This window comes from Micromonospora haikouensis, assembly GCF_000876225.1.
GTDB classification, from domain to species: Bacteria; Actinomycetota; Actinomycetes; order Mycobacteriales; family Micromonosporaceae; genus Micromonospora; species Micromonospora haikouensis.
Genome location: NZ_JXSX01000001.1, coordinates 2455045 through 2480816, shown reverse-complemented (window position 1 = coordinate 2480816; position 25772 = coordinate 2455045). Strand labels below are relative to the sequence as shown.

The following is a 25772-nucleotide window of genomic DNA, read 5'->3' as shown; positions in this document are numbered from 1 at the left end:
GCATAGTCGCCACTAACGGACCGAGCAGAGTGCATCCCCCGACGAGGACCGGAACTCTACTGCCGAAGGTGCCTACGTAGCAGCAAGTGCGATCGACTGCCGTACCGCGCGCTCAGACCCGCCGAGGCAGATCATGCCTCGCTTAGCGATCGATTGGAGCACCGCCCTCTGGCAGCGGTCCCGTGTCCGGACCCGTCCGCCTGCGTCGATGCAGTCGCCTTACGTTGTATATATCTTCAACCTCTACATCTATATCAACCTCTACACCTTCAGGAAATGGGAGGTTGAAGTTTAGTCGGCCAACAACCTCACCAATGTGGTCGAATCTAAATTTCTTCCAGACATTTTGGACCGCCTGCACCATTATTTCGCCACCCAGCACCCGATAGTTGATGAAGTCAACTTCAAGCGTGCCCGGCACGCCCTTATCGGGACGAATTCGCAGGTCACCGCCAGAAATTTCTCCAGGCCCGACCGCAATCGCCGTCGGGCCCATCGCTTTGACATCCAAGTTGATATAGACGTGGCCTTCCAGCGTCCCAGGGAGCGACATATTGAAATGGTCGGTCACCGCATCATCAAAAACTAGTCGACCAGCCCTCAGCGTATAACTATGCATAGGAATCGAGACGTCAGTAAGCACAGACCTCGAAAAGTCAACCTCTCCAGCAATAACCGAATGTCTCGCCTGAGACATGTAAGCGAGCAAGTGATCGGCATCGAACTTGAAGTTCGACTTCGACACCTCGGCATCCGTCACACTAATGGATGCTTCACGCGCAAGACTTACGGCTACGGGATGGAACTCCGATTCCGAAATCTTGGTGCGATCCAGATATATGTCAGATTTTCCATCAATCTTCATCCCGCCCATAAAAACTGCCATGTTAGTAAATGATGAACCCGTAAAGTCAATATGCCCGTTCATTATATTGACGTTTCTAAGACGCAGTTCGCCGTCCCGGAAAACGCAATCCCTAAAGAGAACTTTAGTTCCTTGCAGATTCGCGTCATCTAAGTCAACAGATTGGTACGTGCCTCCAGAGAAGTCCAACTCCTCACGGTGCCACGAGTTGGGCGCGGAGGGGTCCATCAGGCGATCGCGCACGGACTTCCACGCGGTACGCCTAACTTCACGCTCGCCCGGTTCATCAGGCGGCGGCAAACGGAGATACGAAGCTATAGCCGAGGCACACGACTGACGTCCCTGATGCCAGTCGTCGGCCAAACTCGTAAGTGAATGGAGTCCAGCAAGCCGCGCCGACGGCCTTTCGTGCGCAAGCAACTCAGCCGCCTTCACAAATCTTTCTGAATAAACCTGCTGCTCCGCCCGCACCCCTTCCATTTCAGCAAGGAGTTGTTTGCGGAACGCATAAACGGCACCCAGGGAAGCGCCTATCAGCGCCGTCATGCTAATGGCTGAAGTTAGAAGGCGAGACACCGCTTGCGGGTCTGGCATCTTGAACCCGGACAAGATCGTGACGACGACCCAAAGAAATATGATAAGAGTGATCACCAGCAAGATGGCCACTCCAGCCGCAACCGGCAGGATGCGAGATAGATTGCTACGGGAATCTGGACGAGAAACCTCGGCAATCTCACGCGCAACCCCATTGATCCACCTAGTCACCCGCTGGATATGTGGCCTTCTAGGGACGCCAGCCATTACACCCACCTTCAAGTAGCCGCAGGACCACAAGGGTAACTTAAGCGCTCAAGCCCTACAGGGTTGCCGGTCCACTTTAGGCAGTCCTAGTTGATCTGCCTCTCCCGTGCCCTTCGCCCGCGCTTCGGTATCGCCGTTTCCCCGCGCTCGGTGTGCTCAAGTGTCAACAACCTAGGGAAGAAGAAGGAACTGCAGCCCCTCACCTAGGCATGTCGACCTGGACAGCCATCCCGACGATGATCCCGCCGCCGCCGTCCGTCACGGGGATGACACTCGGTCCGGGCCTGTGGCGACACCAAGACCAGAAAGCCGCGGGGCGATCTCGCACTACCGCTCCGATGTGTGGGCGCACTGCGGCGGCCCCGGGCGCCACAGCACCAAGACCGGGGAGAATGCAGCTATGACTGGCAGTCTCGGGACCTCGTGCGCGCCAGTCCGGCCGACGCCCCGAACGTTCGGCGAGTGTTCGGTGCATCGCCGCTGGGCCGGGCTGATCGCCGCCGGCTGAACGACCCCGGGAGCTGCAAGGCAGCTTCGTGTCGGTGTTGTCGAGTAGCGACGTCTGCCTGGAAGACATCAGCCGACCTGCATGGGCAGGCCGGCACCACCGTGACGGACAAGGTAACCCGCACCAACTCGGGTCCGCAGTGCTCAGCGGGCACGGTCATCGTGGACCCGCCATCCCCGGACCGTTAGTCACTCAGCTAGGTACTCAGGACGCGAAAGAGGGCACATCCATCGATTGGATGTGCCCTCTGACCTGGTGGGCGATACTGGGATCGAACCAGTGACCTCTTCGGTGTGAACGAAGCGCTCTCCCGCTGAGCTAATCGCCCTCAGCGACGATGACTCTACCTGATCGAGGGACCGGACCGCGAATCCGGGGTCAGTGCGTCGCGAGGTAGTGCAGCGCCCGGGCCACCAGGTCGATGCCGAGGCTGTACTTGAGCGACAGCCAGACCACCGTGGCGACGAAGACGAGGCCCACGGACCCGAGGACGAGGCGCACGGGCAGTGACCGGCTGGTGGCCCAGCGGGTCCAGGCGTGCACGTGCCGGCGGGTGAAGGCGAGCAGCCGGCGGGCCCAGTGGAACTCGACGGCCCAGACGCCCAGCCCGGCGATGACGAGCAGCCAGCCGGGGCCGGGCAGCGGGATGAGCGCGATGCCGACGGTGACGACGATCGCACCGGCGACGGCGATGAATATCTTGAGGGCGACGCGGCCGGTGGGGTTGGCGCGGATCAGGTCGAGGGTGGTGGCGATGCGTTGCCGCAGGCGTCCGCCGCGCCGTTCGGCGACGGCTGTCCCACCCCCGGTCGTCGCGTCGCCGGGTGCTCCCGGGTCGCGCCGGCCACGCTGCTGCTTCGGCACTGCGTACCCCCGCCTTTCGGCTGTCCGGACCCCGCCGTTCGGGTTTCCGGACCGGGCCGCGACCTCCATTGAGGATCGGTTCGTGGTCATTTCGTCCCCCAGTGTCGCTGCGGCCCGTCACTCCATCGGACCACTGGACGTTACCGGAGTAAGTCGACGTCTGAACCAACCCCGACGCCGGGCGGGATCAAGCATTGGGCAAAACCGGATATCGTACAAGAATTTTCACATTCTAGCGGCGTTTCCGACCCTCTTCCCACCACAGGGTGAAGTCAGCGTATGGCGGAGCGTAGCCAGAGGTAGCACCTGAGTATGGGGAAAGCGGGACACGCGCGTTCCGCAGCGGTGCCGGGGGGAGAACGTCCATGAGTGTCATCCGACCGACGACCGTAGAGGTCGAGACGTCGCTAAGGCTCGTCGCGCCTGACGCCACCGCCTTGCCGGTGCGTGCCAGCCTGCGTTACGACCCTGCTGACCCGTATGCGGTCCATGTCCTGTTCCATGCCGAATCGGCCGGTGGCGAGGCGGTGAGCTGGTCGTTCGCCCGCGAACTGCTGGTCACCGGCCTCGACGAGCCGGCCGGCATCGGCGACGTGCGGGTCTGGCCGTGGGCCACCCCGCGCGGGGACTTCGTCGCGCTGGCGCTGTCGTCCCCGGACGGCAACGCCCTGTTCGAGGTGCCGCGCAGCGTCCTGGTGCGCTTCCTGCGGCGCACCTACGTCGTCGTCCCGCGCGGCCGGGAGGCCGACCACCTGGACGTCGACACGGCGGTGACCCGGCTGCTCGCCGGTCGCTGACCACGCCACACCCGGGGCCGCGCGGATCTGCCGAGTCCGCGCGGCCCCGGGCTTTCACCAACCATGGGGTACGCGCTGCGCGTTCAGCCGTGCGTCGTGACCCCGCCGTCGACGGGGATGACCGCGCCGGTCAGGTAGGCCCCGGCCCGCGACGACAGGTAGATGGCCGCGCCCGCCATGTCGTCGGGGCGACCGATGCGCCCGAGCGGCACCTGCTTCTCGATGGCCGACCGCGCCTCCGGGTCGTCCAGCGCGAACGCCATCATCTTGCTCTCGAACGGGCCGGGCGCGATCGCGTTGACGGTGATGTGCTCGCCGGCGAGCTGGTGGGCGAGGCTGCGGGTGAGCATGTGCACGGCGGCCTTCGTCGCCGAGTACGCGTAGACCTCCAGCCACGGCACCCGGATCCCGTCGATCGAGCCGATGTTGATCACGCGGGCGGGGTCGTCGGCGCTCGCCGCCGCCCGCAGCTCGGGCAGCAGGGCGGTGGTGAGCCGGAAGACGGCCTTGACGTTGACGGCCCACAGCTTGTCGAAGGCGCTCTCCGGGTACGCCTCCAGCGGCGCACCCCAGGTCGCCCCGGCGTTGTTCACCAGCACGTCGAGCCGGTCCACCCGCTCGCGTACCGCTTCGGCCAGCCCGAGCGCGCCCTCGTCGCGGCTGAGGTCGGCGGGGATCGCCTCGCAGCGGCCCTCGGCGGAGAGTTCCTTGGCGACGGCCTCGCACACGTCGGCCTTGCGGGACGAGATGACCACGTGCGCGCCGGCCCGCACGAAGCCCCGGGCGATCATCAGGCCGATCCCCCGCGATCCGCCCGTGACCAGGACCGTCTTGCCTTCGACCGAGAACAGATCCGTCATGCCATCCCCTTGCTGTTCGGCGGGCCGCCGGGCACCCGCCGGACCCGGGCACTACTGATCGGTAACGTAGCCCGCCGGCCGCACCCCGACAAGCGGCCGGGCAGTCTCGCCGGGATGCGACCGTCCCGCGCGCGGGATACCGTCGCAGGCGATGATCCCCTCCGGTCAGCCTTCCCCGGCAACCCGCGTCAACGCTTCCCCACCCCGACCCGACGACATCACGACGCTCGCCCTCGACGACCTCGCCGGGGGCGCGGACTGGCGACGCCCGGTGCTGCTCGACGCGGACCTGGTCGTCCTCGTCACCGGCGGCCACGGCACCGTCGAGCTGGACTTCCGGCCGCTGCCCTGCCGCCCCGGCACCCTGCTGCGGGCCCGCCCCGGCCAGGCGCTGCGGTGCGAGGGCACCCGGCTCGACGCCGTGGTGGTGCGCTGGGCGGCCACGGCCCTGCGGGGCCTCGACGTCGACGCCGCCGCCGACGTGCCCGCATACCGGCAGCTCGCGGGCGAGGACGCCGACGTGCTGCGCAACGAGGTCACCCAGCTGGTGGTGGACTGCCGGCGGCAGCCGGACGTGCCCGCCGCCCGCGCGCTGGTGCGGCACCGGCTCGCCGTGCTGCTGCTGCGGCTGGCGCTGCTGCCGCCGGCCCCGGCGGGCGGGGACGCGGCCGGGGCCGAGGCGGGGCCGCGCACCGAGAATGCCACGTTCCGCCGGCTCCGCCAGGAGGTCGAGCGCGGCTACCAGCACACCCGGCGGGTGGAGGACTACGCGGCCCGGATCGGCTGCTCGGTGCGTACCCTCACCCGGGCCTGCCTGGCGGCGACCGGGCGCAGCGCGAAGCAGGTGATCGACGACCGGGTGGCGCTGGAGGCCAGCCGGCTGCTCGCCGCGACCGACGAGCCGATCGCCCGGATCGGTCGCCGGCTCGGCTTCCCGGAGCCGACGAACTTCGGCCGGTTCTTCACCCGGGAGGTGGGCCTGAGCCCGGGCGCGTTCCGGTCGGCGCGGGGCGGGCCGGCCGGTAACGGCCGCCCACCGGCCCGGCGGGGATGACAGGGCGGGCATGATGAGTGGGTGCAGATCTCCGCGCGAGGCGACTACGCGGTACGGGCGGCCCTGAGTCTGGCCACCGCGTACCCTTCCCTGCTGTCGACCCAGGCCATCGCGGCGGAGCAGGACATGCCCCGCAAGTTCCTGGAGGCGGTCCTGGCGGACCTGCGCCGGGCCGGGCTGGTCCGGGCCCAGCGGGGCGCCGAGGGCGGCTACACGCTGGCCCGGCCGCCGAAGGAGATCACGATAGGGGCGATCCTGCGCGCGGTCGACGGCCCCCTCGCGGGGGTGCGGGGCATGCGCCCCGAGGAGACCAGCTACGACGGGGCGGCGGAGAACCTGCCCCGGCTCTGGGTGGCCGTGCGGGCGGCGGTGCGGCAGGTGGTCGACGAGGTGAGCCTGGCGGAGATGGCCAGCGGGCGGCTGCCGGGCCACGTGCGGCGGCTGATCGCCCGCCCCGACGCGTGGGAGCCCCGCTGACCCCCGGCGGCGTCGGACCGCGCTGAACTCGCCTGGCTGGCGCACCCCCGGCGCACCGCCGGGGTCAGACCGCGCTGAACGCGCCCCGGTGGTGCACCGGCGGGGCACCGTCCCGCCCCGCGCCGAGGGCGATCGGCGTGGCGATGACGAGGGCGTGGTCGCCCGCCGGCACCCGGTGCGCGACGCGGCAGAGCAGCACCGCGAGCGCGCCGTCGACCAGCGGCACCCCGAACGGGCCGGGTGACCAGCCGGGGCGGGCGGCGAACCGGTCGGGGCTGCCGACGGCGAGGGCGCGGGCCACGCCCTGCTGACCGGCGGCGAGCAGGTGCACGGCCACGTGCTCGGCGCGGGCGACGGCGGGCCAGCTCGACGACGCCGTGCCCAGGCAGAACGAGACCAGCGGCGGCTCCAGCGACACGGCGGTGAACGAGGTCGCCGTGAACGCGGCCGGGGGCAGCGCGGGCCGGCCCCGGCGGGCGGGGCGGCCGGGCGTGGTGACCACGGCGACCGTGGCCGCCTGCGGGTGCAGGAGGGCCTGGAGCAGGTCGGTGTCGACCGGCCGCAGCTCGGCGGGCCCGTCCATGGTGGTCATGCCGGCCGCCGCGCGGGGCGCCGCCGGTCGGCGTGCCCGCCGAAGAGCCCGTCCCGCTGCGCCATGACCCCATGGTGCCGCCGCCTCCGACGGCCGGTCAACGCCCTTCCACCAAATGAGATTATCGCCGCATCAGACTCATGAATCCGTTTCATGCAGCCCAAACAAGATCCGAACGCCCATCTGTTGAGTATGAATTACCGGTCGGACGGTGTCCTGCGGCGGTGTCCAGTGCGGACGGACGTGGGTTTCCCGGATCGGCGTTCCGGGCATGTTCGAGTCCGACACGGCAGGGAATGGTCACGAAGGGAGCCCGCGATGGGTCTGATGTTCCGCAAGCGCAAGAAGTACGGCCCGATCATCCTCAACTTCACCGAGAACGGGTTCTCCTCCTGGAGCATCAAGATCGGCCGCTGGTCGTGGAACTCCCGCGCCAAGGCGCACCGCGTCGACCTGCCCGGCCCGCTGTCGTGGAAGCAGGACAAGTCCCGGGCGTGACGTCCCGGGGTGCAACGGGGTGCCGGTGGTCCACCGGCACCCCGTTCCGCGTCTCCGCCCCGTGCCCCTGCCGACCGGGGCGGACGGGCCAGGTTGGCCGAATCGCCGCCGGGGCCAGGCAAGGCGGCGGAGAATCGCCGCATGACGGGGGACGGGGCACCGGAACGCACGGGCGAAGGGTCGCCGAGACACCAGCGCCGGGTGGCGACGCTGGCGTCTTTCCTGCTGCTGGGGGCCTACTTCCTGGTGCCGGTCGAGCAGGACCCGAACGGGTTGCGGCTGGCCGCGCGCAGCGTCGCCACGGTCGCGTTGGTGGCCGCCGACGCGTGGCTGGTCACCCGCCTGGTGCGCCGGCAGCTCGCCGTGGCCGACGACCCCGAGCAGGTGCAGATCCGCTCGCTGCTGCAACTCGCGGTCGCCCTGATCGGGGGCCTGCTCGCGTTCGCCCTGGCCGACTACGTGATCGCCCGCAGCGCCCCGGGCGAGTTCGTCAACCTGACCACCCGGATCGACGCGCTCTATTTCACGCTGGCCACCCTCACCACCGTCGGCTACGGCGACGTGCACGCGCAGGGCCAGTTCGCCCGGGTCGCCGTCTGCGTGCAGATGGTCTTCACCATCGGCGTGGTCACCACGGGGGCGTCCATCGTGGTCAGGCAGCTGGCCCGCCAGGCCGGGCGGCGCTGATCAGCACGTCCCCGCCGAGCTTGCCGTGCTCCGGGTCGCGGGCCACCGCGCCCGCGTCGAGCAGGCCGGTCAGCGCACGGTTGGCGTCCGCCGCCCGGTAGACGGTCGAGGTGAGGGCGAACCGGCGCAGCTCGGTCACCGTGCGGGGGCCCCGGCGGGCCAGCTCGGCCAGGAGTTCCCCGCCCAGCGGCCCCGGGTCCGCCTCCGGCCCGACGTCGACGGCCCGCCCCGGCGGGTCGGCCGGGTCGCGGTAGCGGACCCCGGCGTGCTCGTCGACCGCCCACAGGGCGTCCTTGAACGCCTGGAGGCTGCGGTCCGACCCGGTCGCGAACGCCAGCCGCAGCCCCTCGTCGTCACCGGAGCCCGGCGGGGTCGGTGCGGTGAGCAGGTCGACCTCGGCCACCAGCGGGAAGCCGGCGGCGTCCAGCGCCGGCCGTAGGGGCGCGTCGGGCGCGGTGACCAGCAGCAGGTCGGCCGGGCGGCCGGACCGGGCCGCGGCCAGCAGCGCCGGCGTCGGTGCCGCGCCGTGGGCCAGGGTCAGCAGCGGCGCGCCGGCCGCGCCGGCCGCCTTCAGGGCCACGGGCAGCCGCGCCGGGTCGCCGGGCACCACGTGCACGGTGACCTCGGCGGGCAGCGTCGACTCGACCGCGCCGAGGCGGGCCGGGAGGGTCTCGTCGCCTGCGGCGAGCACGAGGACGGTCAGGCGGAACCCGCGCAGCCGGTCGGCGTGCTCCCCCACCACCCGCAGCGCGGCGTCCGCGCCACCGGCGTCGGTCTTGGCGTACGCCAGGGCGAGGGTGGCCCGCCGCGCGCGGTGCAGCGCTGCGGGCAACCAGGCGTCGAGCTGTCGGACGAGCAGCTCGCGGAGGACGGCGTCGGTCGGCATCCTGCCGTTCTACCGCACCGCCCGCCGCGCGGGTGCGGCGATCCCGGTGTCGGCGCGGCGGTCAGGCCGGGACGGAGATCCCGACGCCGCCCCGGGTCTGCCCGCCGTAGCGCTGCCGCTCGCGGTCGAGGTCGAGGCGGCCGATCCGCTTGCGGGCGGTGAGCGCGGCGTCGTCGAGCAGGTCGGCCGGCACCAGCCAGACGATCTCGAACTCCAGCCCGTCGGGGTCCTTGCCGTAGAGGCTCTTGGTGGTGCCGTGGTCGGAGCTGCCGGCCAGGGCACCGGCGGCGGCGAGCCGCTGGGCGGTGACGGCCAGCTCGTCGAGGGTGTCGACCTCCCAGGCCAGGTGGTAGAGGCCGACGGTGGCCCGGCCGGCGGTGGAGCGCCCGGCGGCCCGGCCGATCTCGAACAGGCCGAGGTCGTGGTCGTTGGTGGAGCCGGGGGCCTGGAGGAAGGCGGCGCCCCGGAACCCGTCCGGGGTCATCGGGATGGCCCGGAAGCCGAGGACGTCGCGGTAGAAGGCGACGCTGCGCTCCAGGTCGCTGACGTAGAGGACGGCGTGGTTGAGGCGGTGGATTCCCATGGCCCCACCCTAGCGCGATTTAGTTGAGCGCTCAACAATAGCCCGTATGATGGTGGTCATGACCCGCTGGCTGAACCCCGACGAGCAGCGCACCTGGCGGGCGTACGTCGCCGCCTCGCGGGCGCTGATGGAGAAGCTCGACCGCGAGCTGCAGCGCGACGCCGGCATGCCGCACGCCTACTACGAGATCCTGGTCCGGCTCTCCGAGGCCCCCGACCGGCGGCTGCGGATGAGCGACCTGGCCGACGCCACCGGCTCCTCACGCAGCCGGCTCTCGCACGCCGCCGCCCGGCTGGAGGCGTCCGGCTGGATCCGGCGCGAGGACTGCCCCACCGACCGGCGCGGGCAGATCGCCGTGCTCACCGACGCCGGATTCGCCACGCTGGCCGCCGCCGCGCCCGGCCACGTCGAGGGGGTGCGCCGGCACCTCTTCGACGCGCTCAGCCCCGCCCAGGTCGACCAGTTGCACCGGATCAGCGAGACGATGCTGGACCACCTGACCGAAGGATGACCGAATCGCGATCGTCGGGGGGTTGTACTTATTGTCGCGGTGCGGCCACGATGGGGCGTGTCCCCCGCCTTCGGTGAATTGACCGGCCAGGCGCACCAGCTGGTGTCCGCCGGCGACCTGGCCGGCGCGCAACAGCTGCTCTCCGATGCGCTGAGCGACGCCGACCCCCGCCCCGACCACGCCTCGCCCGAGCTGGCCGAGGCCGCCGGCCTCCAGGCCCGCGTGCTGGTAGCGCTGGGCGAGCCGCACTCCGCGCGCGGCTGGGCCGCCTTCGCGTACGCGGCGGCGACCCGGCTGCACGGCCGCGACGATCCGCGCGCCGTGGCGGCGGCGGCCACCCTCGCGGCGGTGCTGCACCGGGTCGGCAGCTACGCCCGCGCCGCCCGGCTCTACTCCGACGTCATCATCGAGCTGACCGCGTCCGACGGGCCCGAGTCGCTGCGGGTGCTGGCCGCCCACGCCGACCTGGCCACCGTGGAATACGCGCGGGGCCAGTGCGAGGTGGCCCGCGAGCGCCTCCAGGACGCCTGGGAGCTGCACCGCGAGGTCTACGGCGACGGGCACCCCAGCGGCATCAAGATGCTGGCCCGGCTCGGGTCGATGCAGCGCGACTGCGGGGAGTTCGCCGACTCCCACGACACCCTGACCCTGGCCCGGGAGCTGTGCCGGCAGCACCTCGCCGCCGACGACCCGCTCGCCGGGCAGGTGGCGGCCCTGGCCCGCGCCGCCGCCAACCCAAACCACGTCTGCGGGCGCGCGCCCGCCGCCGAGCGGGAGGAACCGGCCCCCGAGCCCGAGGTGCCCGTCGCGCCCACGGTGCCGGCGGCCCGCGAGGCGACGGCCGCCGAGGGCCCCCCGACGTACGAGCCGGCGTGGCCGCCCCGGGAGGAGCCCCGCCCCACCACCACGTGGCCGTCCTACGAGGAGCCCCACCCGGCCGACGACGACGCCCCGGCGTACCGGTCGGCGTGGCCGGCGCAGGAGTCGTGGCCGGCGCAGGAGCAGCCCGCCCCGCCCGTGGTGCCCGCCCCCCGGCTCCCCCCGGACGACGACCGCTGGGCGGGCGGGGAGGCCGGGCCCTGGGTCGACGACGACCCGTGGATCCGGCAGCACGCCCGCCCCGACCCGGCGTACGCCGATCCGGGGCCGACCCACGCCGAGCGGGACGACCGGTGGCCGCAGGAGACGGCCCGGCCTGCGGAGGGCCCGGTGCCGCCCGCGGTGCTCGGCCTCGCGGGCACGGGCGCGGACGCCCCCGCCGGGGTACGCGCCGTGGGCCCGCCCCCGCCCGCGCAGGACCGCTCCCGGCTGCTCCCGGTGCTGGTCCCCCGCCCGCCCGCGCCCCCGCCGCGGCGGCTCACCCCGCTCGTGGTGCTCGCCGGGGTGACCGTGGTGGTGCTGGGCACGGCGGCGGTGGTCGCCGGGGTGGCCCGCGTCGGCGGCACGGAGCCGGAGCCCGGCCCGTCGCCCTCGGCGACCGCCCCGCCGCAGCCCGACCCGTCCGGCGCGGGGCCCTCGGGCCGGTCCCCCGGCGCGAAGCCGTCCGGCAAATCCCCCGGCGCGAAGTCGTCGGGCAGCCGGTCGGCCAGCCCCCGGGCCGCCGCCTCCCCCGGCAGCCCGCCGGACGGGGTGAGCCTGCGGGACAACCGGGAGAACATCGCGCTGCGCTGGACGTACCCGGACGGGGCCAGCGGGCCCGTCGTGCTCGCCGGGGCACCGTCCGGGCGGCAGCCGAACGCGTTCGAGACCCTGCCGGCGGGCACCACGAGCTTCCTGGTGCACGGGCTGGACCGCACCAACGACTACTGCTTCACCGTCGCGGTGGTGTGGTCGGCGGACACGGTCGGCCGCAGCCGCCAGGTCTGCACCCGCCGCCGCTGACCGCCCGGCCGGGCCGGAGCCGGGCGGGGGGCCGGAGCCGGAGGGGTCAGGCGCCGATGGCGGCCAGGAAGGCGTCCGCGATCACCGCGTGGCCCGGCAGTCCCGGATGGACCCGGTCGTCGGCCCAGCGGCTCGACGGGCTGTGCGCCAGCACCCGGTCGAAGGCCGCCTGGGTGGCGACGTGCACCGCGTCGAAGTCCTTGGCGACGGCGGCCACCACCGCCGCGTACCGGTCGGTCTCGGCGCGCTGCGGCTCGTCGACGTCCGCCTCGATGAGGAACGGGTCGGCCAGCACCAGGCGGCAGCCGGTGGTGGTCACGGCCCGGCGCAGCAGGGCGCGCAGGGTGCGCTCGTATTCGTCGATCGGCACGGCCTCGGCCTCCCGGCCGGGGCTGAACCCGCGCCAGATGTCGTTGATGCCGACCATCACGCAGAGCCAGTCGGGGCGCTCGGCGACGGCGTCGGCCTCCCAGCGGGCGGCGAGGTCGCGCACCGTGTCGCCGCCGATGCCCCGGTTGACCCAGGTCAGCCCGAGCTGCGGGTGCCGGGCGTCGACGAACGCGCGGACGAGGCTCATGTAACCGTCGCCGTAGGGGGCGGCGTGGTCGCGCCGGCCGCAGTCGGTGATGCTGTCCCCGATGAACACGATCCGTTGACCGGCACCCAGCAGCATGCGCGCGACTCCGTCCCGACCCGTGGCGCGGCCCTGCCCCGATCGCTTGGCCGGGGGGTCGCCGCGCGGTATCTTTGACAATTCAGGCATAAAAAAGGAACGGCGTGCGAAATGCCGTTCCGGACGCAATTTTAATTATTAGGGAGAAGGCTTGTCAAGGCACTCCGCGGGTCCCGACGAGCTGCGCAACGACGACGAAAACGGCCATGCTGACGAAACCGGCCACGCCGACGAGATCGGCCATGAGCAGGAGTACGTCTCCATGCTCTACGACCGGCTGGACGGCCTGCGGGAGCAGTCCGCCCGCCGGCTCGCCGAACAGCTACGCGACGGCGGCGGCACCCAGCAGGCCCGGTCCCAGCGCGACAGCGCCGTGAAGATGTACGCCGAGCAGGTCGAGCAGTACTCCGCCGTGGAGAACGGGCTCTGCTTCGGCCGGCTGGACACCGACGACGGCGCCCGCCACTACATCGGCCGGATCGGGATCTTCGACACCAGCGGCGACTACGACCCGCTGCTGATGGACTGGCGGGCCCCCGCCGCCCGCGCCTTCTACCTGGCCACCGCCGCCAACCCGCAGGGCGTGCGGCGACGCCGGCACCTGCGTACCCGGCAGCGGAAGGTGGTCGCCCTCAACGACGAGGTGCTCGACCTGGCCACCGCCTCACCCACCGCCCACGAGGAGCTGACCGGCGAGGCGTCGCTGCTCGCCGCGCTCAACGCCGGCCGCACCGGCCGGATGCGCGACATCGTCGAGACCATCCAGGCCGAGCAGGACCGGATCATCCGCGCCGACCTGCCGGGGACCCTGGTCGTGCAGGGCGGCCCCGGCACCGGCAAGACCGCCGTCGCCCTGCACCGGGCGGCGTACCTGCTCTACACCCACCGGCGGGAGCTGGCCACCCGGGGCGTGCTGCTGGTCGGCCCGAACGAGACGTTCCTGCGCTACATCTCCCAGGTGCTGCCGGCGCTGGCCGAGACGGGCGTGCTGCTGCGTACCCCCGGGGACCTCTTCCCCGGCGTCAGTGCCCGGCGGGCGGAGCCGGCGGCCACGGCGGCGCTCAAGGGCCGGGCGGAGATGGTGGAGGTGCTGGCCGCGGCCGTGCGGGACCGGCAGTGGGTGCCCGACGAGCCGCTGGAGATCGAGGTCGAGCGCGAGGTGCTGCCGCTGGCCCCGGAGACCGTGCGGGCCGCCCGGGACCGGGCCCGCCGCTCCGGACGGCCGCACAACCTGGCCCGGGCGGTCTTCGACGTCGAGGTCGTGCACGCCCTCGCCGCCCAGGTCGCCGAGCGCATCGGCGCGGACCCGCTCGGCGGGGCCAACCTCCTGGAGGAGGCCGACGTCGCGGAGATCCGCCGGGAGCTGCGCGAGGAGCCCGGGGTACGCGCCGCCCTGGACCAGCTCTGGCCGGTGCTCACCCCGCAGCGCCTGCTCGCCGACCTGTACGCCGACCCGGACCGCATCGCCGCCGCCACCCCCGGCTGGAGCGACGCCGACCGGGCGGCGCTGCGCCGCGAGCCGGGCGGCTGGACCCCGGCCGACGTGCCGCTGCTCGACGAGGCCGCCGAGCTGCTCGGCGAGGACGACCGGGCCGCCGAGGCCCGCCGGGCCCGCCTGCGCGCCCTGCAACGCGAGTACGCCGAGGGCGTGCTGGAGATCGCCCGGGGCTCCCGGTCGATCGACGTGGAGGACGAGGCGGAGGGCGGCGAGATCCTCGGGGTGGCCGACCTGCTGGACGCCGACCGGCTGCTGGAGCGGCAGCAGTCCACCGACGGGCTGACCACCGCCCAGCGGGCCGCCGCCGACCGAAGCTGGGCGTTCGGGCACGTCATCGTCGACGAGGCGCAGGAGCTGTCGCCGATGGCCTGGCGGCTGCTGATGCGCCGCTGCCCCAGCCGGTCGATGACGATCGTCGGGGACGTGGCGCAGACCGGCGCGCTCGCCGGCACCCCGTCGTGGGGCGAGGCACTGGAGCCGTACGTGGCGCAGCGGTGGCGGCTGGAGGAGCTGACGGTCAGCTACCGCACCCCCGCCGAGATCATGGCGGTGGCGGCCGGGGTGCTGGCCGAGATCGACCCGCACCTGCGTCCGCCCCGCTCGGTGCGCCGCAGCGGGGTGCCGCCGTGGGAGCGTACGGTCGCCACCGACCGGCTGGCCGGCGAGCTGGCCGACGCCGCGGTCGCCGAGGCGGCCGACCTGACCGACGGGCGGCTCGGGGTGATCGTGCCCGCCGGCCGGGTCGACGCGCTGGGCGCGGCGCTGCTGGCGGCCCTGCCCGAGGCGGCCGTCGGCGACCACCCGGAGCTGGAGAGCCGGGTGGTGCTGCTGACGGTGGCCCAGGCCAAGGGGCTGGAGTTCGACACCGTCCTGGTGGTCGACCCGGACGGGATCGTCGCCGAGTCGCCGCGCGGGCACAGCGACCTGTACGTCGCGCTGACCCGCGCCACCCAGCGCCTCGGCATCCTCCGCCCCGCCTGACCCGGCCCTGCCTACCGGAATCTTGGACAGTTGCCGTCTGCTGTGGACGGCAACTGTCCAAGGTCTGGTCGCCCGGAGGCCGGTCAGTCGTCGGTGAAGTTGCCGACCTGGCTGGCGCTGCTGGACTGGTCGCTGGTCGCGCCGCCCGCCGGGGTGCTCAGCCCACCCGTGGTCGCGTCGCCCGTGGTGGTCGGGGCGACCTTCCCCGGGTGCCGCTCCGGCTGCCGGGCCACCCGGCGGGTGCTCGCCGGCCCGGCCGTGCCGCCGGTCGTGGTGATCGCGCCCTGGCCCCGGGTGGGGCCGCCGTCGCGCAGCACCGCCGGGTCGATCCGCACGTGCGCCGGGTCGTCCGGGTCCTCGTCCTGGATGACCCGCTGCACGTCGGTCTGCGGCACGGTGACCTCGTCGAGGGCCCCCTCGCCGTAGACGCCGCCGGTGATCCGTTCCTCGGCCTCGCGGGCGGACTCCCGCATCCTGTCGTCCTCACGCACGTCCATCACCTCGCAGAAGTGTCGGAATCTTCCTGCGTGCCCGGCCCGGGGGCGACCAAACGTTCCCGCGCCGCGCGCACCGCCCGCTCCGCGAGCTGCTGCTATCCGGCGACGGGAGGGTGTTACCTCGCCCGGCCGCCGGGTAGTCGGGGGGTGCCCCCGCCACGAACGTCAACCGTGCCGTGGCCGAAACGCGGTAGCGGGGCGAGGGAGCGCAGTAAGGACTCATCGCATCCTGAGGAGGACAAGATGAGCACGCAGGCTGCATCCACCAGGCCGATGAACCGCACGCAGGAAGCCCCGAACCGGGCGATGAACGACGTGCCGAACCGCGCGATGCAGGAGGCACCCACCCGGCCGATGCCGATGATGCACGACGGGCACCGGGAGCCGATGATGGCGCCGGGCACGGAGACCAAGCAGGCCTTCGCGACCACGGAGTTCTGGGTCTACGTCGCCTCCGTCATCGGCGTGCTCGCCGCGTCGTACCTGGTCGGCAAGAACTCGGTCGGCGTGGACATCTTCCGCGCGCCGCAGGCCTGGTTCTTCATCACGCTGCTGACCATCGGTTACCTCGGTAGCCGGGGCCTGGCCAAGGCCGGCAGCAACTTCCGCAGCGGCGCGGAGCGCAAGGCCCGGCACTGACGCCGGACCAGCTCCGAGCAGCACGGTGGCCCGCCGGGATTCCCGGCGGGCCACCGTCGCGTTTCTTCGCGTACGTGCGGAACTACTCCTCGCCGAAGCCCCAGTCCTCGGCGAAGTCGCCCTCGACGGCGTCCTCGATCATTTCGCCGGCGACCATCCCGCCGACCGCGCCGAGCGCCGCCCCGGCGACGATCCCGCCCATCCCCGGCCCCCGGCTGTGGCCGTGACCGTGGCCGTGCTGCATCGGGTAGCCGTGCGTGGGGTAGCCGTGCTGCGGCGGGTAGCCCTGCGGGGCCCCGAAGCCCTGGGCGCGCAGGCCGCCGTAGCGGGACGTGGTCTCCTGCAGCCAGCCGTCGACCACCTGCGCCCAGTCGACGCGGTCGGCGTCGGCGTGCGAGACGGTGTAGCGGCCGAAGACGTCGTGGCCGGCGCTGAGGAAGCCGCCCCGCTTGTCGCACTCCAGGATCACGTCGATGCCCTGCTGGCTGGTGACGAACGTCAGCTCGACCTCGTTGATGACCTGCGCGTACTGCGGGGCCGCGAAGTATTCGATCTCCTGGTAGAAGGGCAGCGTCTGGTGCACCCCCCGGATGTGGCCGCGCTCCAGGTCGGCGCCCTTGAAGCGGAAGCCGAGCCGGGCGAACGCCTCCAGGATGCGCTCCTGCACCGGCAGCGGGTGCACGGCGACCTGGTCGAGGTCGCTCTTGTCGACGGCCCGGGCCACCGCCACCTCGGTGCGCAGCCCCATCGTCATGCCGTGCAGGCGCTGGCCGTACACGTCGGTGATCGGGGTCTCCCACGGCACCGGGAGCTGGAACGGGATCGACAGCTGCTGCTTCGGGGCGAGCTCGAAGGCCCCGCTGACCGGCATCCGGTGGAACTCCATGATGCCCGCGTACTCGCTGTCGCCGCTCTCGATCTCGACGCGGGTGACCAGGCCGACGGCGATCTGCTCGATGGCGGCCGGGGCCTCCCCGCCGACCAGGTTGACCCGGCCGTCGAGGGCCAGACCGGGCCGGGTGTTCGGGTTCGCCAGGACGGTGTCCACGGTCGGACCGCCCACCCCGAACGCGCTCAACATCTTCTTGAAGACCATCGCCACTCCCGCAGGTGCGCGCTCCACCCTGGAGCGTCGCAGCTCACCGGACCGACCCTAGCCTGCACCGCTGTGAGATGCCTGGGAACACCCCGCGCGCCTCACACCTCCACCACGACCAGCTCGCCCACCTGCTCGGCGAGCGGGGCGCGGGCGGCCGGGTCGAGCCCCGCGTCGGTGATCAGCACGTCCGCGTCGGCGAGCGGGGCGATGGTGGCGATGCCGATGGTCTCCCACTTGGTGTGGTCGGCCAGCACCACCAGCCGCCGGGCGGCGTGCACCAGCCGCCGGTTGATGCCGGCCTCCAGCAGGTTGGGGGTGGTGAAGCCGGTGCGCGGGCTCATCCCGTGCACCCCGAGGAAGAGCACGTCGACGTTGAGCGTGCTGACGGCGGCCTCGGCCACCGGCCCGGTCAGCGCGTCCGACGGGGTGCGGATGCCGCCGGTGAGCACGACCGTGCGGTCGGCGCGCGGGTCGGCGTAGAGCGCGTCGGCGACCGGGATCGAGTTGGTCACCACGGTCAGCCCCCGCACGTCGGCGAGCAGGGTCGCCAGGGCGGCCGTGGTGGTGCCGGCGGAGAGCGCGATCGCCATGCCGGGCTCCACGAGGGTGGCGGCCCGCTCGGCGATGGCCCGCTTCTCGTCGCGCTGGCGGATCGACTTGGCGGCGAAGCCGGGCTCCTCGGCCGAGCCGGGCCCGGCCAGGGTCGCCCCGCCGTGCACCTTGTCGATCAGCCCGCGCTCGGCGAGCGCCTCCAGGTCGCGGCGGATGGTCATGTCGGAGACGCCGAAGCGGGTCACCAGGTGGCTGACCCGCACCCCGCCACGCTGCCGGATCAGCTCAAGGATGGCGCTCTGCCGTTGCTGGGCGAGCATCGGAGTCCTCCTCCCGGACCACGGCCACCTCGCCCGGGGCGACCTCCAGTTCCCCGGCGCACCGGGCACCCGCGAGCAGCTCGGTGCCGGTGGCGGCGATCCGGGCCGGGCGGTCGGTGTGGTTGACGACGAACAGCCAGCTCCGCCCGTCACCCCGGCGGCGGACCACCTCCACCCCGGGCGGGGCGTCGGCGGCCGGCCGGACCCCGGCCTCGGCCAGCAGCCGGGCCACCAGGCGGTCGGTGGCGGCGTCGTCGAGCCGGGTGCCCGCGTACCAGGCCGCGCCCGCGCCGACGGCGTGCCGGGTCAGCGCCGGGACCCCGGGCAGCGGCCCGTCGGCGTACGCGGCGACGACCTGCGCGCCGGCCGGGTGCAGCCACTCGGTCCACACGTCGGCGGCGGAGCCGTCGTCGAGGGTGACCCGCTCGCCCTCGCGCAGCGGGAAGAACTCCTCGGTGCGGATGCCGAGCAGCTCCCGGAACGCGCCGGGGTAGCCGCCGAGCCGGACGTGGTCGTGCTCGTCGACGATGCCGCTGAAGTAGGTCACCAGGGCGGTGCCGCCGGCGGCGACCCAGCCGTGCAGGGCCTCGGCGTCGGCGTCGCGGACGAGGTAGAGCGTCGGCACCAGGACGAGGCGGTAGCGGGACAGGTCGGTGGACGGGTGCACCAGGTCGGCGGTGACGCCGGCCCGCCAGAGCGCGCCGTGCAGGGCGGCGAGCCGGTCGGCGTACGTGACGTCGACGCTGGGGTGGGAGTCCAGCTCGACGCCCCACCACGCCTCGTAGTCGAACAGGATCGCCACGTCGGCGTCGACGTGGCTGCCGCGTACCTCGGCGAGGGCCTTCAGGTCGGCGCCGAGCCGGCACACCTCGCGGAAGACCTTGGTGTCCGCCCCGGCGTGCGGGACGAGCGCCGAGTGGTATTTCTCCGCCCCGGCCCGGGACGCCCGCCACTGGAAGAACAGCACCCCGTCGGCGCCCCGGGCGACGTGGGCGAGGCTGTTGCGGCGCAGCTGCCCGGGTGCCTTCGCCACGTTGCGGGGCTGCCAGTTGACCGCGCTGGTGGAGTGCTCCATGAGCAGCCACGGCGCGCCGCCGGCGACGCCCCGGGTGTGGTCGGCCGCCAGCGCCAGCCCGACGTGCGACTGCGGGTCGGCGGCGGTGAGGTAGTGGTCGGTGGCGACCAGGTCCACGTCGGCGGCCCAGGAGTGGTAGTCCATGTGCTTACTCATGCCCACCATGAAGTTGGTGGTGACGGGCTGGGCGACGAGCCGCTTGAGCAGGTCGCGTTCGGCGCGCAGCTGGGCGCGCTGTTCGTCGGAGGAGAAGCGCAGGAAGTCGAGCTGCTGGGTGGGGTTGGCGAAGGTCGGCGCGGCGCGCGGTGGGTTGATCTCGGCCCAGTCGCCGTAGCGCTGGCTCCAGAAGAGGGTGCCCCACGCCTCGTTGAGGGCGGCGAGGTCGCCGTAGCGCTCGCGCAGCCAGCCCCGGAACGCCGCCGCGCTCACGTCGCAGTAGCAGTGCACGTTGTGGCAGCCCAGCTCGTTGGAGACGTGCCACATCACCACGGCGGGGTGGTCGGCGTAGCGGGTGGCGACGGCCTCGACGAGGGCGAGCGAGCGCTCGCGGAACACCGGCGAGCTGGGGCAGTACGCCTGCCGGCCGCCCGGCCACAGCACGGTGCCGTCGGCGCGGCGGGGCAGCGTCTCGGGGTGGGCGTGGGCCAGCCACGGCGGCGGGCTGGCGGTGGCGGTGGCGAGGTCGACCGAGATGCCCCCGGCGTGCAGCGTGTCGAGGGCGCGGTCGAGCCAGCCGAAGTCGTACCTGCCGGGGGTGGGCTCCAGCAGGGCCCAGGAGAAGATGCCGACGGAGACCAGGTTGACCCCGGCCCGGCGCATGAGCTCCACGTCCTCGGCCCAGGTCTGCTCGGGCCACTGCTCGGGGTTGTAGTCGGCGCCGTAGTAGATGCCGTCGCCCTGCCAGCCGGTGTCGTGTCGATCCCGCATGAGGGCACAGCGTGCCCGCGCGGCACACCCAAGTCAACACTTTTCAACATCGCGGTTCTTTACAACGTTTACCGCGCCGATCCCCTTGTCACAGCGCGGTTTCGATCGACAGATCGACCCTTGACAGCGCCCGACGGACGAGTAGCTTGAGGCGCCTATGGCCGTTCGTGTTCGCTGATGTGGGTTCACGGTGGATCCGCTGTGGCATTCCCGAACGCCGACCGCCCCACCACCCCCACCACCCCTCCCCCGGGTGCCGCACCCCTTCTCAGCCGCAGGAGGCACCATGTCCCGTCCCCGCACCCAGGCCGAGTACCTCGCCCGGCTCGTACCCCCGTCCGTCGCCGGCCTGCGCCGGCGCTCCCTGCTGGCCGGCGCGGCCGGCACGGGCGCCCTGCTCGGCACCGGCCTGCTCGCCGGCTGCGGCTCGGACTCCGAGTCCGGCGGGGCGGAGTCGAAGACGGTGTCGCTCGGCTCGAACCAGTCCGACCCCAAGCCCAAGGACGTGATCGCCAAGGTCATGGCCGGGTTCCAGACCGCCTCCGGCGTCGAGGTCGCGATCAACACGGTCGACCACAACACGTTCCAGGAGAACATCAACAACTACCTGCAGGGCAAGCCGGACGACGTCTACACCTGGTTCGCCGGCTACCGCATGCGGTTCTTCGCGGCGAAGGGCCTGGCCGGCGACGTCAGCGACGTGTGGGGCAAGCTCTCCGGCTACTCCGACGCGTTCAAGAAGGCGTCGACCGGCGACGACGGCAAGCAGTACTTCGTGCCCGCGTCGTACTACCCGTGGGCGATGTTCTACCGCAAGTCGGTGTGGCAGCAGCGCGGCTACCAGGTGCCGAAGACCCTCGACGAGCTGAACGCCCTCGGCGCGCAGATGAAGAAGGACGGCCTCAACCCGATCGCCTTCGGCGACAAGGACGGCTGGCCGGCGATGGGCACCTTCGACATCCTCAACCTGCGGATCAACGGCTACCAGTTCCACGTCGACCTGATGGCCGGCAAGGAGGCGTGGACCTCCGACAAGGTGAAGAAGGTCTTCGACACCTGGGCGGGGCTGCTGCCGCTGCACCAGGCCGACAGCCTCGGCCGGACGTGGCAGGAGGCGGCCCAGTCGCTGCAGCAGAAGAAGTCCGGCATGTACCTCCTCGGCCTCTTCGTCGGGCAACAGTTCAGCAACGACGAGCAGGACGACCTCGACTTCTTCACCTTCCCCGAGGTCGACCCGGCGATCGGGGCCAAGGCCCTGGACGCGCCGATCGACGGCTACATGATGGCCCGCAAGCCGAAGTCCGAGGCCAACGCCAAGAAGCTGCTGGAATACCTCGGCTCGAAGGACGCGGCCGACGTCACCGTCAAGAACGACCCGAGCACGCTCGTCGCCAACAGCGGCGCCGACATCAGCGGCTACACCGCGCTGCAGAAGAAGGCCGCCGAGCTGGTCGGCTCGGCCACCGAGATCGCCCAGTTCCTCGACCGGGACACCCGGCCCGACTTCGCCTCCACCGTGATGATCCCGGCGCTCCAGCAGTTCATCAAGGACCCGAAGGACATCGGCGGGCTGCTCACCAGCATCGAGAACCAGAAGAAGTCGATCTTCACCGACTGACGACGGCGAGAGGCGAGGACACGTGTCCGACCTGCCCCTGATCCAAGCGGATCCCGCCGTGTCGTCGCCGGCCGCGACCGCCCGCAAGGGTGGTCGCGGCCGCGGGCCACGGCTCCTGTCCCGCACCGACCGCGTGGTGATCACGCTGATGGTGCTCGTACCGCTGCTGCTGGTCGTCGGCCTGGTGTGGTTCCCGGCCGTGGCCACGGTGGCGCTGTCCGGCACGAACTGGGACGGCATCGGCCCCATCAGCGAGATCGAATGGGTCGGTGGCCGCAACTACTCCGACGTGATCAACATCTATCCGCCGTTCGTGCCGGCCGTGCAGAACAACCTGCTCTGGCTCGCGGCGCTGTTCGTGGTCGCCACCCCGTTCGGCATGTTCCTCGCCGTGCTGCTGGACAAGGAGATCCGGGGCAGCCGGTTCTACCAGACCGCGCTCTACCTGCCGGTGGTGCTCTCGCTGGCGCTGATCGGCTTCGTCTGGCAGCTCATCTACTCCCGCGACCAGGGCCTGCTCAACGCGGCGCTGGGCACCAGCACCGACTGGTACGGCGACCCGGACGTCAACATCTGGGCGGTGCTCGTCGCCGCCGGCTGGCGGCACGTCGGCTACATCATGCTGCTCTACCTCGCCGGGCTGAAGGGCGTCGACCCGTCGCTGCGGGAGGCCGCCGCCGTCGACGGCGCGTCCGAGGCCACCACCTTCTTCAAGGTGGTCTTCCCGGTGCTGCGGCCGATCAACATCATCGTGCTGGTGGTGACGGTCATCGAGTCGTTGCGCGCGTTCGACCTGGTCTGGGTCGTCAACAAGGGCCGCAACGGGCTGGAGCTGATCTCCGCGCTGGTCACTCAGAACGTGGTCGGCGAGGCCAGCCGCATCGGCTTCGGCTCGGCGCTGGCGACGCTCATGCTGGTCGTCTCGCTGGTCTTCATCACCGTCTACCTGGCGACCGTCATGAGGGAGAACCGGAAGTGACCGCCGCTGCCCCGACCCGCGTACCGGCCGCCGCCGCGTCCACCGGCCGCCGCCGGCCGCCCCGACCCGCCCGGATCGTCCTGCACCTCTTCCTGGGTGCGGTCGCCGTCGGCTGGCTGTTCCCGATCCTCTGGGCGGTGCTGACCTCGCTGCGCTCCTACGAGTACACCGCCGCCAACGGCTACGTCTCCCTCGGCGGCTGGACCCTCGACAACTACGTCACCGCGTGGCGCACCGCCGAGTTCGGCAAGCACTTCCTCAACTCCGTCTACATCACCGTCCCGGCGGTGCTGCTGACGCTGTTCCTGGCCTCCTGTGTCGCGTTCGTCATCGCCCGGTTCAGCTGGAAACTCAACATCGTCCTGCTCGGCCTGTTCACCGCCGCGAACCTGCTGCCCCAGCAGGCCCTGCTGATCCCGCTGTTCCGGCTGTTCACCGAGGTGCCGCTGCCGCTGTTCATGAGCGACTCGGAGCTGCTCTACGACAGCTACTGGGGGCTGATCCTGGTCAACGTCGCCTTCCAGTGCGGCTTCTGCGTCTTCGTGCTGAGCAACTACATGAAGGCCCTCCCGCACGAGCTGTACGAGGCGGCCATGGTCGACGGGGCCAGCGTGTGGCGGCAGTACTGGCAGGTGACCATGCCGCTGTGCCGGCCCGCGCTGGCGGCGCTGGCCACGCTGGAGGTGACCTGGATCTACAACGAGTTCTTCTGGGCCACCGTGCTCATGCGCACCGGCGACAAGTTCCCGGTGACCAGCTCGCTGAACAACCTGCGCGGCGAGTTCTTCACCGACAACAACCTCGTCTCGGCCGGCTCCGTGCTGGTCGCGATCCCGACCCTGGTGATCTTCTTCCTGTTGCAGAAGCAGTTCGTCCGGGGCCTGACGCTGGGAGCCTCCAAAGGATGACGATCGTCCACCTGCGCCGGGCCGCGACCAGCCTGGTGCTCGACGCGCGCGGCCCCGGGCTGCCCCGAGTCGCGCACTGGGGCGCCGACCTCGGCCCGCTCGCCGCCGACGACCTGACCGCGCTGGTCGCCGCGACCGTGCCGCCGGTGGTGCCGAGCAGCTTCGACGCCCCGACCGTGCTGTCGCTGCTGCCCGAGGCGAGCGCCGGCTGGAGCGGGCGGCCCGGGCTGGCCGGGCACCGCGCCGGCACCGCCTGGTCCACGGCGTTCCGCCTCGACGCCCTCGACGTCACCAACGAGCCCGACGGGACCGCTCGGGTCGCGGTGACAGCCAGCGACCCCGACGCGGCGCTGACGCTCACCGTCGAGGTCGAGCTGGACCCGGCCGGGCTGGTGCTGCTGCGGCACCGGCTGCGCAACGACGGCGACACCCCGTACGAGCTGCGGGAGCTGACCGGCGTGCTGCCGGTACCGGCGGTCGCCACCGAGCTGCTCGACCTGACCGGCCGGTGGTGCCGGGAACGGTCGCCGCAGCGGCACCCGTGGCCGATGGGCGCGTGGGTGCGGGAGGGCCGGCACGGGCGCACCGGGCACGACGCGACGCTGCTGCTGGTGGCCGGCACGGCCGGGTTCGGCTTCCGGCACGGCGAGGTGTGGGCGGTGCACACCGCGTGGAGCGGCGACCACGTCACGTTCGCCGAGCGGCGGCCCACCGGGGAGGCCACGCTGGGCGGCGGCGAGCTGCTGGGCAGCGGCGAGATCACGCTCGGCCCCGGCGAGTCCTACGCCACCCCCCTGCTCTACGCGGCGCACTCGACCGCCGGCCTCGACGGGCTCAGCGACGCCCTGCACGCCCACCTGCGCGCCCGGCCGGGGCACCCGCGTACGGCGCGGCCCGTCACCCTCAACGTGTGGGAGGCCGTCTACTTCGACCACGACCTGGACCGGCTGCGCGCCCTCGCCGACCACGCCGCCGCCGTCGGGGTGGAACGGTTCGTGCTCGACGACGGCTGGTTCGTCGGCCGCCGGCACGACCGGGCCGGGCTCGGCGACTGGTACGTCGACGAGACGGTCTGGCCGGGCGGGCTGCAACCGCTGATCGACCACGTGCGCGGGCACGGCATGCAGTTCGGCCTCTGGGTCGAGCCGGAGATGGTCAACCCCGACTCCGACCTGTTCCGCGCCCGCCCGGAGTGGGTGCTCGCCGTGCCCGGTCGGCTGCCGCCGCCGTGGCGGCACCAGCAGGTGCTGGACCTGGCCAACCCGGGCGCGTACGCGTACGTGCTGGGGCGGCTCGACGCGCTGCTGCGCGACCACGACGGCATCGCGTACCTGAAATGGGACCACAACCGGGACCTGACCGAGGCCGGCCACGCCGGGCGGCCCGGGGTGCACGCGCAGACCGCCGCCGCCTACCGGCTGCTCGACGAGCTGCGCGCCCGCCACCCGGGGCTGGAGATCGAGAGCTGCTCCTCCGGCGGCGCGCGGGTGGACCTGGAGATCCTGCGCCGCACCGACCGGGTCTGGGCCAGCGACTGCAACGACGCCCTGGAGCGGCTGGCCATCCAGCGGTGGACCGGGCTGCTGCTCCCGCCGGAGCTGGTCGGCAGCCACGTCGGGCCCGACCGGTCGCACACCACGCACCGGGTGCACGACCTGGGCTTCCGGGCCGCCACCGCGCTGTTCGGGCACTTCGGCGTCGAGTGGGACATCGGCTCGGCGAGCGCCGCCGACCGGGTCGAGCTGGCGGCCTGGGTGGCGCTGCACAAGCGGCTGCGACCGCTGCTGCACGCCGGCCGGGTGGTCCGGGTCGACCACCCCGACCCGGCCGTCTGGGCGCACGGCGTGGTCGCCGCAGACCACACCCACGCGGTGTACGCCGTGGCGCGCGTCGCCACCTCGGTCGCCCAGGTGCCGGGCGCGCTGCGGCTACCGGGGCTCGACCCGGCCCGCCGGTACGCGGTCCGGCCGACGGCCGGCGTGCCGGAGCCGGCGGTGCTGGAGCTGACGGAGCCGGGCTGGCTGCCCGGGGTGACCCTGCCGGGCGCGGTGCTCGCCTCGGTCGGCCTGCACCTGCCGGCCCTGCACCCCGAGCAGACGCTGCTGCTGGAGGTCGACGCGGTCGACTGATCCCCCGTCTTGA

24 protein-coding genes and 1 tRNA gene are annotated in these 25772 nt (G+C 72.3%); 13 read left to right on the top strand and 12 right to left on the bottom strand.

Going from position 1 to position 25772, the window contains the following annotated elements; all coding sequences use genetic code 11:
* Window positions 1-142: 142 nt before the first annotated feature.
* From TK50_RS33625 to TK50_RS10885, 3 genes are all read right to left on the bottom strand, one after another.
* Window positions 143-1666 (bottom strand): hypothetical protein, encoded by a 1524-nt coding sequence (locus TK50_RS33625; protein WP_144420208.1) that lies wholly within the window; start codon window positions 1664-1666, stop codon window positions 143-145.
* Window positions 1667-2427: 761 nt separating this feature from the next.
* Window positions 2428-2502 (bottom strand) — tRNA-Val (locus TK50_RS10890).
* 50 nt (window positions 2503-2552) lie between these two features.
* On the bottom strand, window positions 2553-3107 hold the full coding sequence (locus TK50_RS10885; RefSeq protein WP_043962629.1) for a TIGR02611 family protein: 555 nt from the start codon (window positions 3105-3107) through the stop codon (window positions 2553-2555).
* A 296-nt stretch (window positions 3108-3403) separates the two neighbouring features.
* Here TK50_RS10885 and TK50_RS10880 point away from each other — a divergent pair, with 296 nt between their 5' ends.
* The gene (locus TK50_RS10880) at window positions 3404-3835 is read left to right on the top strand and encodes an SsgA family sporulation/cell division regulator (RefSeq protein WP_007075525.1); all 432 of its coding nucleotides are present in this window, start codon (window positions 3404-3406) and stop codon (window positions 3833-3835) included.
* An 83-nt stretch (window positions 3836-3918) separates the two neighbouring features.
* Here TK50_RS10880 and TK50_RS10875 read toward each other — a convergent pair whose 3' ends face one another.
* Window positions 3919-4695, bottom strand: a complete 777-nt coding sequence (locus TK50_RS10875) for a RhlG family 3-oxoacyl-ACP reductase (RefSeq protein ID WP_043962628.1) — start codon at window positions 4693-4695, stop codon at window positions 3919-3921.
* A gap of 151 nt (window positions 4696-4846) precedes the next feature.
* Here TK50_RS10875 and TK50_RS10870 point away from each other — a divergent pair, with 151 nt between their 5' ends.
* Window positions 4847-5749 carry a helix-turn-helix transcriptional regulator gene (locus tag TK50_RS10870; RefSeq protein WP_043962627.1) on the top strand — a complete coding sequence of 301 codons (903 nt, stop codon included), beginning with the start codon at window positions 4847-4849 and terminating at the stop codon, window positions 5747-5749.
* A 21-nt stretch (window positions 5750-5770) separates the two neighbouring features.
* A complete protein-coding gene (locus TK50_RS10865; RefSeq protein ID WP_043962626.1) occupies window positions 5771-6226 on the top strand; it encodes an RrF2 family transcriptional regulator in 456 nt (151 codons plus the stop codon).
* 64 nt (window positions 6227-6290) lie between these two features.
* Here the strand turns inward: TK50_RS10865 and TK50_RS10860 are convergent, their stop codons facing one another.
* Window positions 6291-6818 carry a flavin reductase family protein gene (locus tag TK50_RS10860; RefSeq protein ID WP_043962625.1) on the bottom strand — a complete coding sequence of 176 codons (528 nt, stop codon included), beginning with the start codon at window positions 6816-6818 and terminating at the stop codon, window positions 6291-6293.
* 318 nt (window positions 6819-7136) lie between these two features.
* On the opposite strand from TK50_RS10860, the gene TK50_RS10855 reads away from it, so the two are divergent.
* Together TK50_RS10855 and TK50_RS10850 are read left to right on the top strand one after the other, a co-directional pair.
* A complete protein-coding gene (locus TK50_RS10855) occupies window positions 7137-7316 on the top strand; it encodes a DUF4236 domain-containing protein (RefSeq protein ID WP_007075522.1) in 180 nt (59 codons plus the stop codon).
* A 201-nt stretch (window positions 7317-7517) separates the two neighbouring features.
* On the top strand, window positions 7518-8003 hold the full coding sequence (locus TK50_RS10850; protein ID WP_241773968.1) for a potassium channel family protein: 486 nt from the start codon (window positions 7518-7520) through the stop codon (window positions 8001-8003).
* On the opposite strand, the gene TK50_RS10845 is transcribed toward TK50_RS10850, so the two are convergent.
* Both TK50_RS10845 and TK50_RS10840 read right to left on the bottom strand, forming a co-directional pair.
* Window positions 7969-8889, bottom strand: coding sequence for a hypothetical protein (locus tag TK50_RS10845; RefSeq protein WP_043962623.1), 921 nt, complete (start codon window positions 8887-8889; stop codon window positions 7969-7971). The two genes, TK50_RS10850 and TK50_RS10845, sit on opposite strands and share 35 nt — an antisense overlap.
* 61 nt (window positions 8890-8950) lie before the next feature.
* The gene (locus TK50_RS10840) at window positions 8951-9472 is read right to left on the bottom strand and encodes a VOC family protein (protein WP_043962622.1); all 522 of its coding nucleotides are present in this window, start codon (window positions 9470-9472) and stop codon (window positions 8951-8953) included.
* Between the two features lie 49 nt (window positions 9473-9521).
* On the opposite strand from TK50_RS10840, the gene TK50_RS10835 reads away from it, so the two are divergent.
* Together TK50_RS10835 and TK50_RS10830 are read left to right on the top strand one after the other, a co-directional pair.
* Window positions 9522-9983 carry a MarR family winged helix-turn-helix transcriptional regulator gene (locus tag TK50_RS10835; protein WP_043964272.1) on the top strand — a complete coding sequence of 154 codons (462 nt, stop codon included), beginning with the start codon at window positions 9522-9524 and terminating at the stop codon, window positions 9981-9983.
* A gap of 57 nt (window positions 9984-10040) precedes the next feature.
* Window positions 10041-11864, top strand: coding sequence for a tetratricopeptide repeat protein (locus TK50_RS10830; protein ID WP_043962621.1), 1824 nt, complete (start codon window positions 10041-10043; stop codon window positions 11862-11864).
* A gap of 46 nt (window positions 11865-11910) precedes the next feature.
* Here TK50_RS10830 and TK50_RS10825 read toward each other — a convergent pair whose 3' ends face one another.
* The gene (locus TK50_RS10825; RefSeq protein WP_043962620.1) at window positions 11911-12537 is read right to left on the bottom strand and encodes an SGNH/GDSL hydrolase family protein; all 627 of its coding nucleotides are present in this window, start codon (window positions 12535-12537) and stop codon (window positions 11911-11913) included.
* Between the two features lie 262 nt (window positions 12538-12799).
* Between TK50_RS10825 and TK50_RS10820 the strand changes: the two genes are divergently transcribed.
* Complete coding sequence (locus tag TK50_RS10820; protein WP_144420295.1) at window positions 12800-15016, top strand: HelD family protein; 2217 nt, start codon at window positions 12800-12802, stop codon at window positions 15014-15016.
* Window positions 15017-15099: 83 nt separating this feature from the next.
* On the opposite strand, the gene TK50_RS10815 is transcribed toward TK50_RS10820, so the two are convergent.
* Window positions 15100-15507 (bottom strand): hypothetical protein, encoded by a 408-nt coding sequence (locus tag TK50_RS10815; RefSeq protein ID WP_043964269.1) that lies wholly within the window; start codon window positions 15505-15507, stop codon window positions 15100-15102.
* A 249-nt stretch (window positions 15508-15756) separates the two neighbouring features.
* Between TK50_RS10815 and TK50_RS10810 the strand changes: the two genes are divergently transcribed.
* Window positions 15757-16152: a hypothetical protein gene (locus TK50_RS10810; protein WP_043962619.1), complete on the top strand. Its 396-nt coding sequence runs from the start codon at window positions 15757-15759 to the stop codon at window positions 16150-16152.
* Between the two features lie 82 nt (window positions 16153-16234).
* Here TK50_RS10810 and TK50_RS10805 read toward each other — a convergent pair whose 3' ends face one another.
* The 3 genes from TK50_RS10805 to TK50_RS10795 form a co-directional block, all read right to left on the bottom strand.
* Window positions 16235-17248, bottom strand: coding sequence for a sporulation protein (locus TK50_RS10805; RefSeq protein WP_043964267.1), 1014 nt, complete (start codon window positions 17246-17248; stop codon window positions 16235-16237).
* Window positions 17249-17349: 101 nt separating this feature from the next.
* The gene (locus TK50_RS10800; RefSeq protein ID WP_043962618.1) at window positions 17350-18123 is read right to left on the bottom strand and encodes a DeoR/GlpR family DNA-binding transcription regulator; all 774 of its coding nucleotides are present in this window, start codon (window positions 18121-18123) and stop codon (window positions 17350-17352) included.
* Window positions 18089-20125, bottom strand: coding sequence for a beta-galactosidase (locus tag TK50_RS10795; RefSeq protein ID WP_043962617.1), 2037 nt, complete (start codon window positions 20123-20125; stop codon window positions 18089-18091). The genes TK50_RS10800 and TK50_RS10795 overlap by 35 nt, the downstream gene beginning before the upstream one ends.
* Window positions 20126-20411: 286 nt before the next feature.
* On the opposite strand from TK50_RS10795, the gene TK50_RS10790 reads away from it, so the two are divergent.
* The 4 genes from TK50_RS10790 to TK50_RS10775 are packed head-to-tail and all read left to right on the top strand — an operon-like array spanning window position 20412 to window position 25759.
* On the top strand, window positions 20412-21743 hold the full coding sequence (locus TK50_RS10790) for an ABC transporter substrate-binding protein (RefSeq protein WP_043962616.1): 1332 nt from the start codon (window positions 20412-20414) through the stop codon (window positions 21741-21743).
* 22 nt (window positions 21744-21765) lie between these two features.
* Window positions 21766-22722, top strand: coding sequence for a carbohydrate ABC transporter permease (locus tag TK50_RS10785; RefSeq protein WP_043962615.1), 957 nt, complete (start codon window positions 21766-21768; stop codon window positions 22720-22722).
* On the top strand, window positions 22719-23630 hold the full coding sequence (locus TK50_RS10780) for a carbohydrate ABC transporter permease (protein WP_043962614.1): 912 nt from the start codon (window positions 22719-22721) through the stop codon (window positions 23628-23630). The genes TK50_RS10785 and TK50_RS10780 overlap by 4 nt, the downstream gene beginning before the upstream one ends.
* Window positions 23627-25759, top strand: coding sequence for an alpha-galactosidase (locus TK50_RS10775; RefSeq protein WP_043962613.1), 2133 nt, complete (start codon window positions 23627-23629; stop codon window positions 25757-25759). Before TK50_RS10780 ends, TK50_RS10775 begins: the two co-directional genes overlap by 4 nt.
* Window positions 25760-25772: the final 13 nt, after the last annotated feature.

Excerpts from the sequence above, each read along its gene's own strand:
- TK50_RS10800 (WP_043962618.1), bottom strand. The coding sequence starts at position 18,123 with ATGCTCGCCCAGCAACGGCAGAGCGCCATCCTTGAGCTGATCCGGCAG.
- TK50_RS10805 (WP_043964267.1), bottom strand. The coding sequence starts at position 17,248 with ATGGTCTTCAAGAAGATGTTGAGCGCGTTCGGGGTGGGCGGTCCGACC.
- TK50_RS10845 (WP_043962623.1), bottom strand. The coding sequence starts at position 8,889 with ATGCCGACCGACGCCGTCCTCCGCGAGCTGCTCGTCCGACAGCTCGAC.
- TK50_RS10860 (WP_043962625.1), bottom strand. The coding sequence starts at position 6,818 with ATGACCACCATGGACGGGCCCGCCGAGCTGCGGCCGGTCGACACCGAC.
- TK50_RS10790 (WP_043962616.1), top strand. The coding sequence starts at position 20,412 with ATGTCCCGTCCCCGCACCCAGGCCGAGTACCTCGCCCGGCTCGTACCC.
- TK50_RS10855 (WP_007075522.1), top strand. The coding sequence starts at position 7,137 with ATGGGTCTGATGTTCCGCAAGCGCAAGAAGTACGGCCCGATCATCCTC.
- TK50_RS10820 (WP_144420295.1), top strand. The coding sequence starts at position 12,800 with ATGCTCTACGACCGGCTGGACGGCCTGCGGGAGCAGTCCGCCCGCCGG.
- TK50_RS10870 (WP_043962627.1), top strand. The coding sequence starts at position 4,847 with ATGATCCCCTCCGGTCAGCCTTCCCCGGCAACCCGCGTCAACGCTTCC.
- TK50_RS10885 (WP_043962629.1), bottom strand. The coding sequence starts at position 3,107 with ATGGAGGTCGCGGCCCGGTCCGGAAACCCGAACGGCGGGGTCCGGACA.
- TK50_RS10775 (WP_043962613.1), top strand. The coding sequence starts at position 23,627 with ATGACGATCGTCCACCTGCGCCGGGCCGCGACCAGCCTGGTGCTCGAC.
- TK50_RS10880 (WP_007075525.1), top strand. The coding sequence starts at position 3,404 with ATGAGTGTCATCCGACCGACGACCGTAGAGGTCGAGACGTCGCTAAGG.
- TK50_RS33625 (WP_144420208.1), bottom strand. The coding sequence starts at position 1,666 with ATGGCTGGCGTCCCTAGAAGGCCACATATCCAGCGGGTGACTAGGTGG.
- TK50_RS10875 (WP_043962628.1), bottom strand. The coding sequence starts at position 4,695 with ATGACGGATCTGTTCTCGGTCGAAGGCAAGACGGTCCTGGTCACGGGC.
- TK50_RS10825 (WP_043962620.1), bottom strand. The coding sequence starts at position 12,537 with ATGCTGCTGGGTGCCGGTCAACGGATCGTGTTCATCGGGGACAGCATC.
- TK50_RS10810 (WP_043962619.1), top strand. The coding sequence starts at position 15,757 with ATGAGCACGCAGGCTGCATCCACCAGGCCGATGAACCGCACGCAGGAA.
- TK50_RS10835 (WP_043964272.1), top strand. The coding sequence starts at position 9,522 with ATGGTGGTCATGACCCGCTGGCTGAACCCCGACGAGCAGCGCACCTGG.
- TK50_RS10795 (WP_043962617.1), bottom strand. The coding sequence starts at position 20,125 with ATGCGGGATCGACACGACACCGGCTGGCAGGGCGACGGCATCTACTAC.
- TK50_RS10840 (WP_043962622.1), bottom strand. The coding sequence starts at position 9,472 with ATGGGAATCCACCGCCTCAACCACGCCGTCCTCTACGTCAGCGACCTG.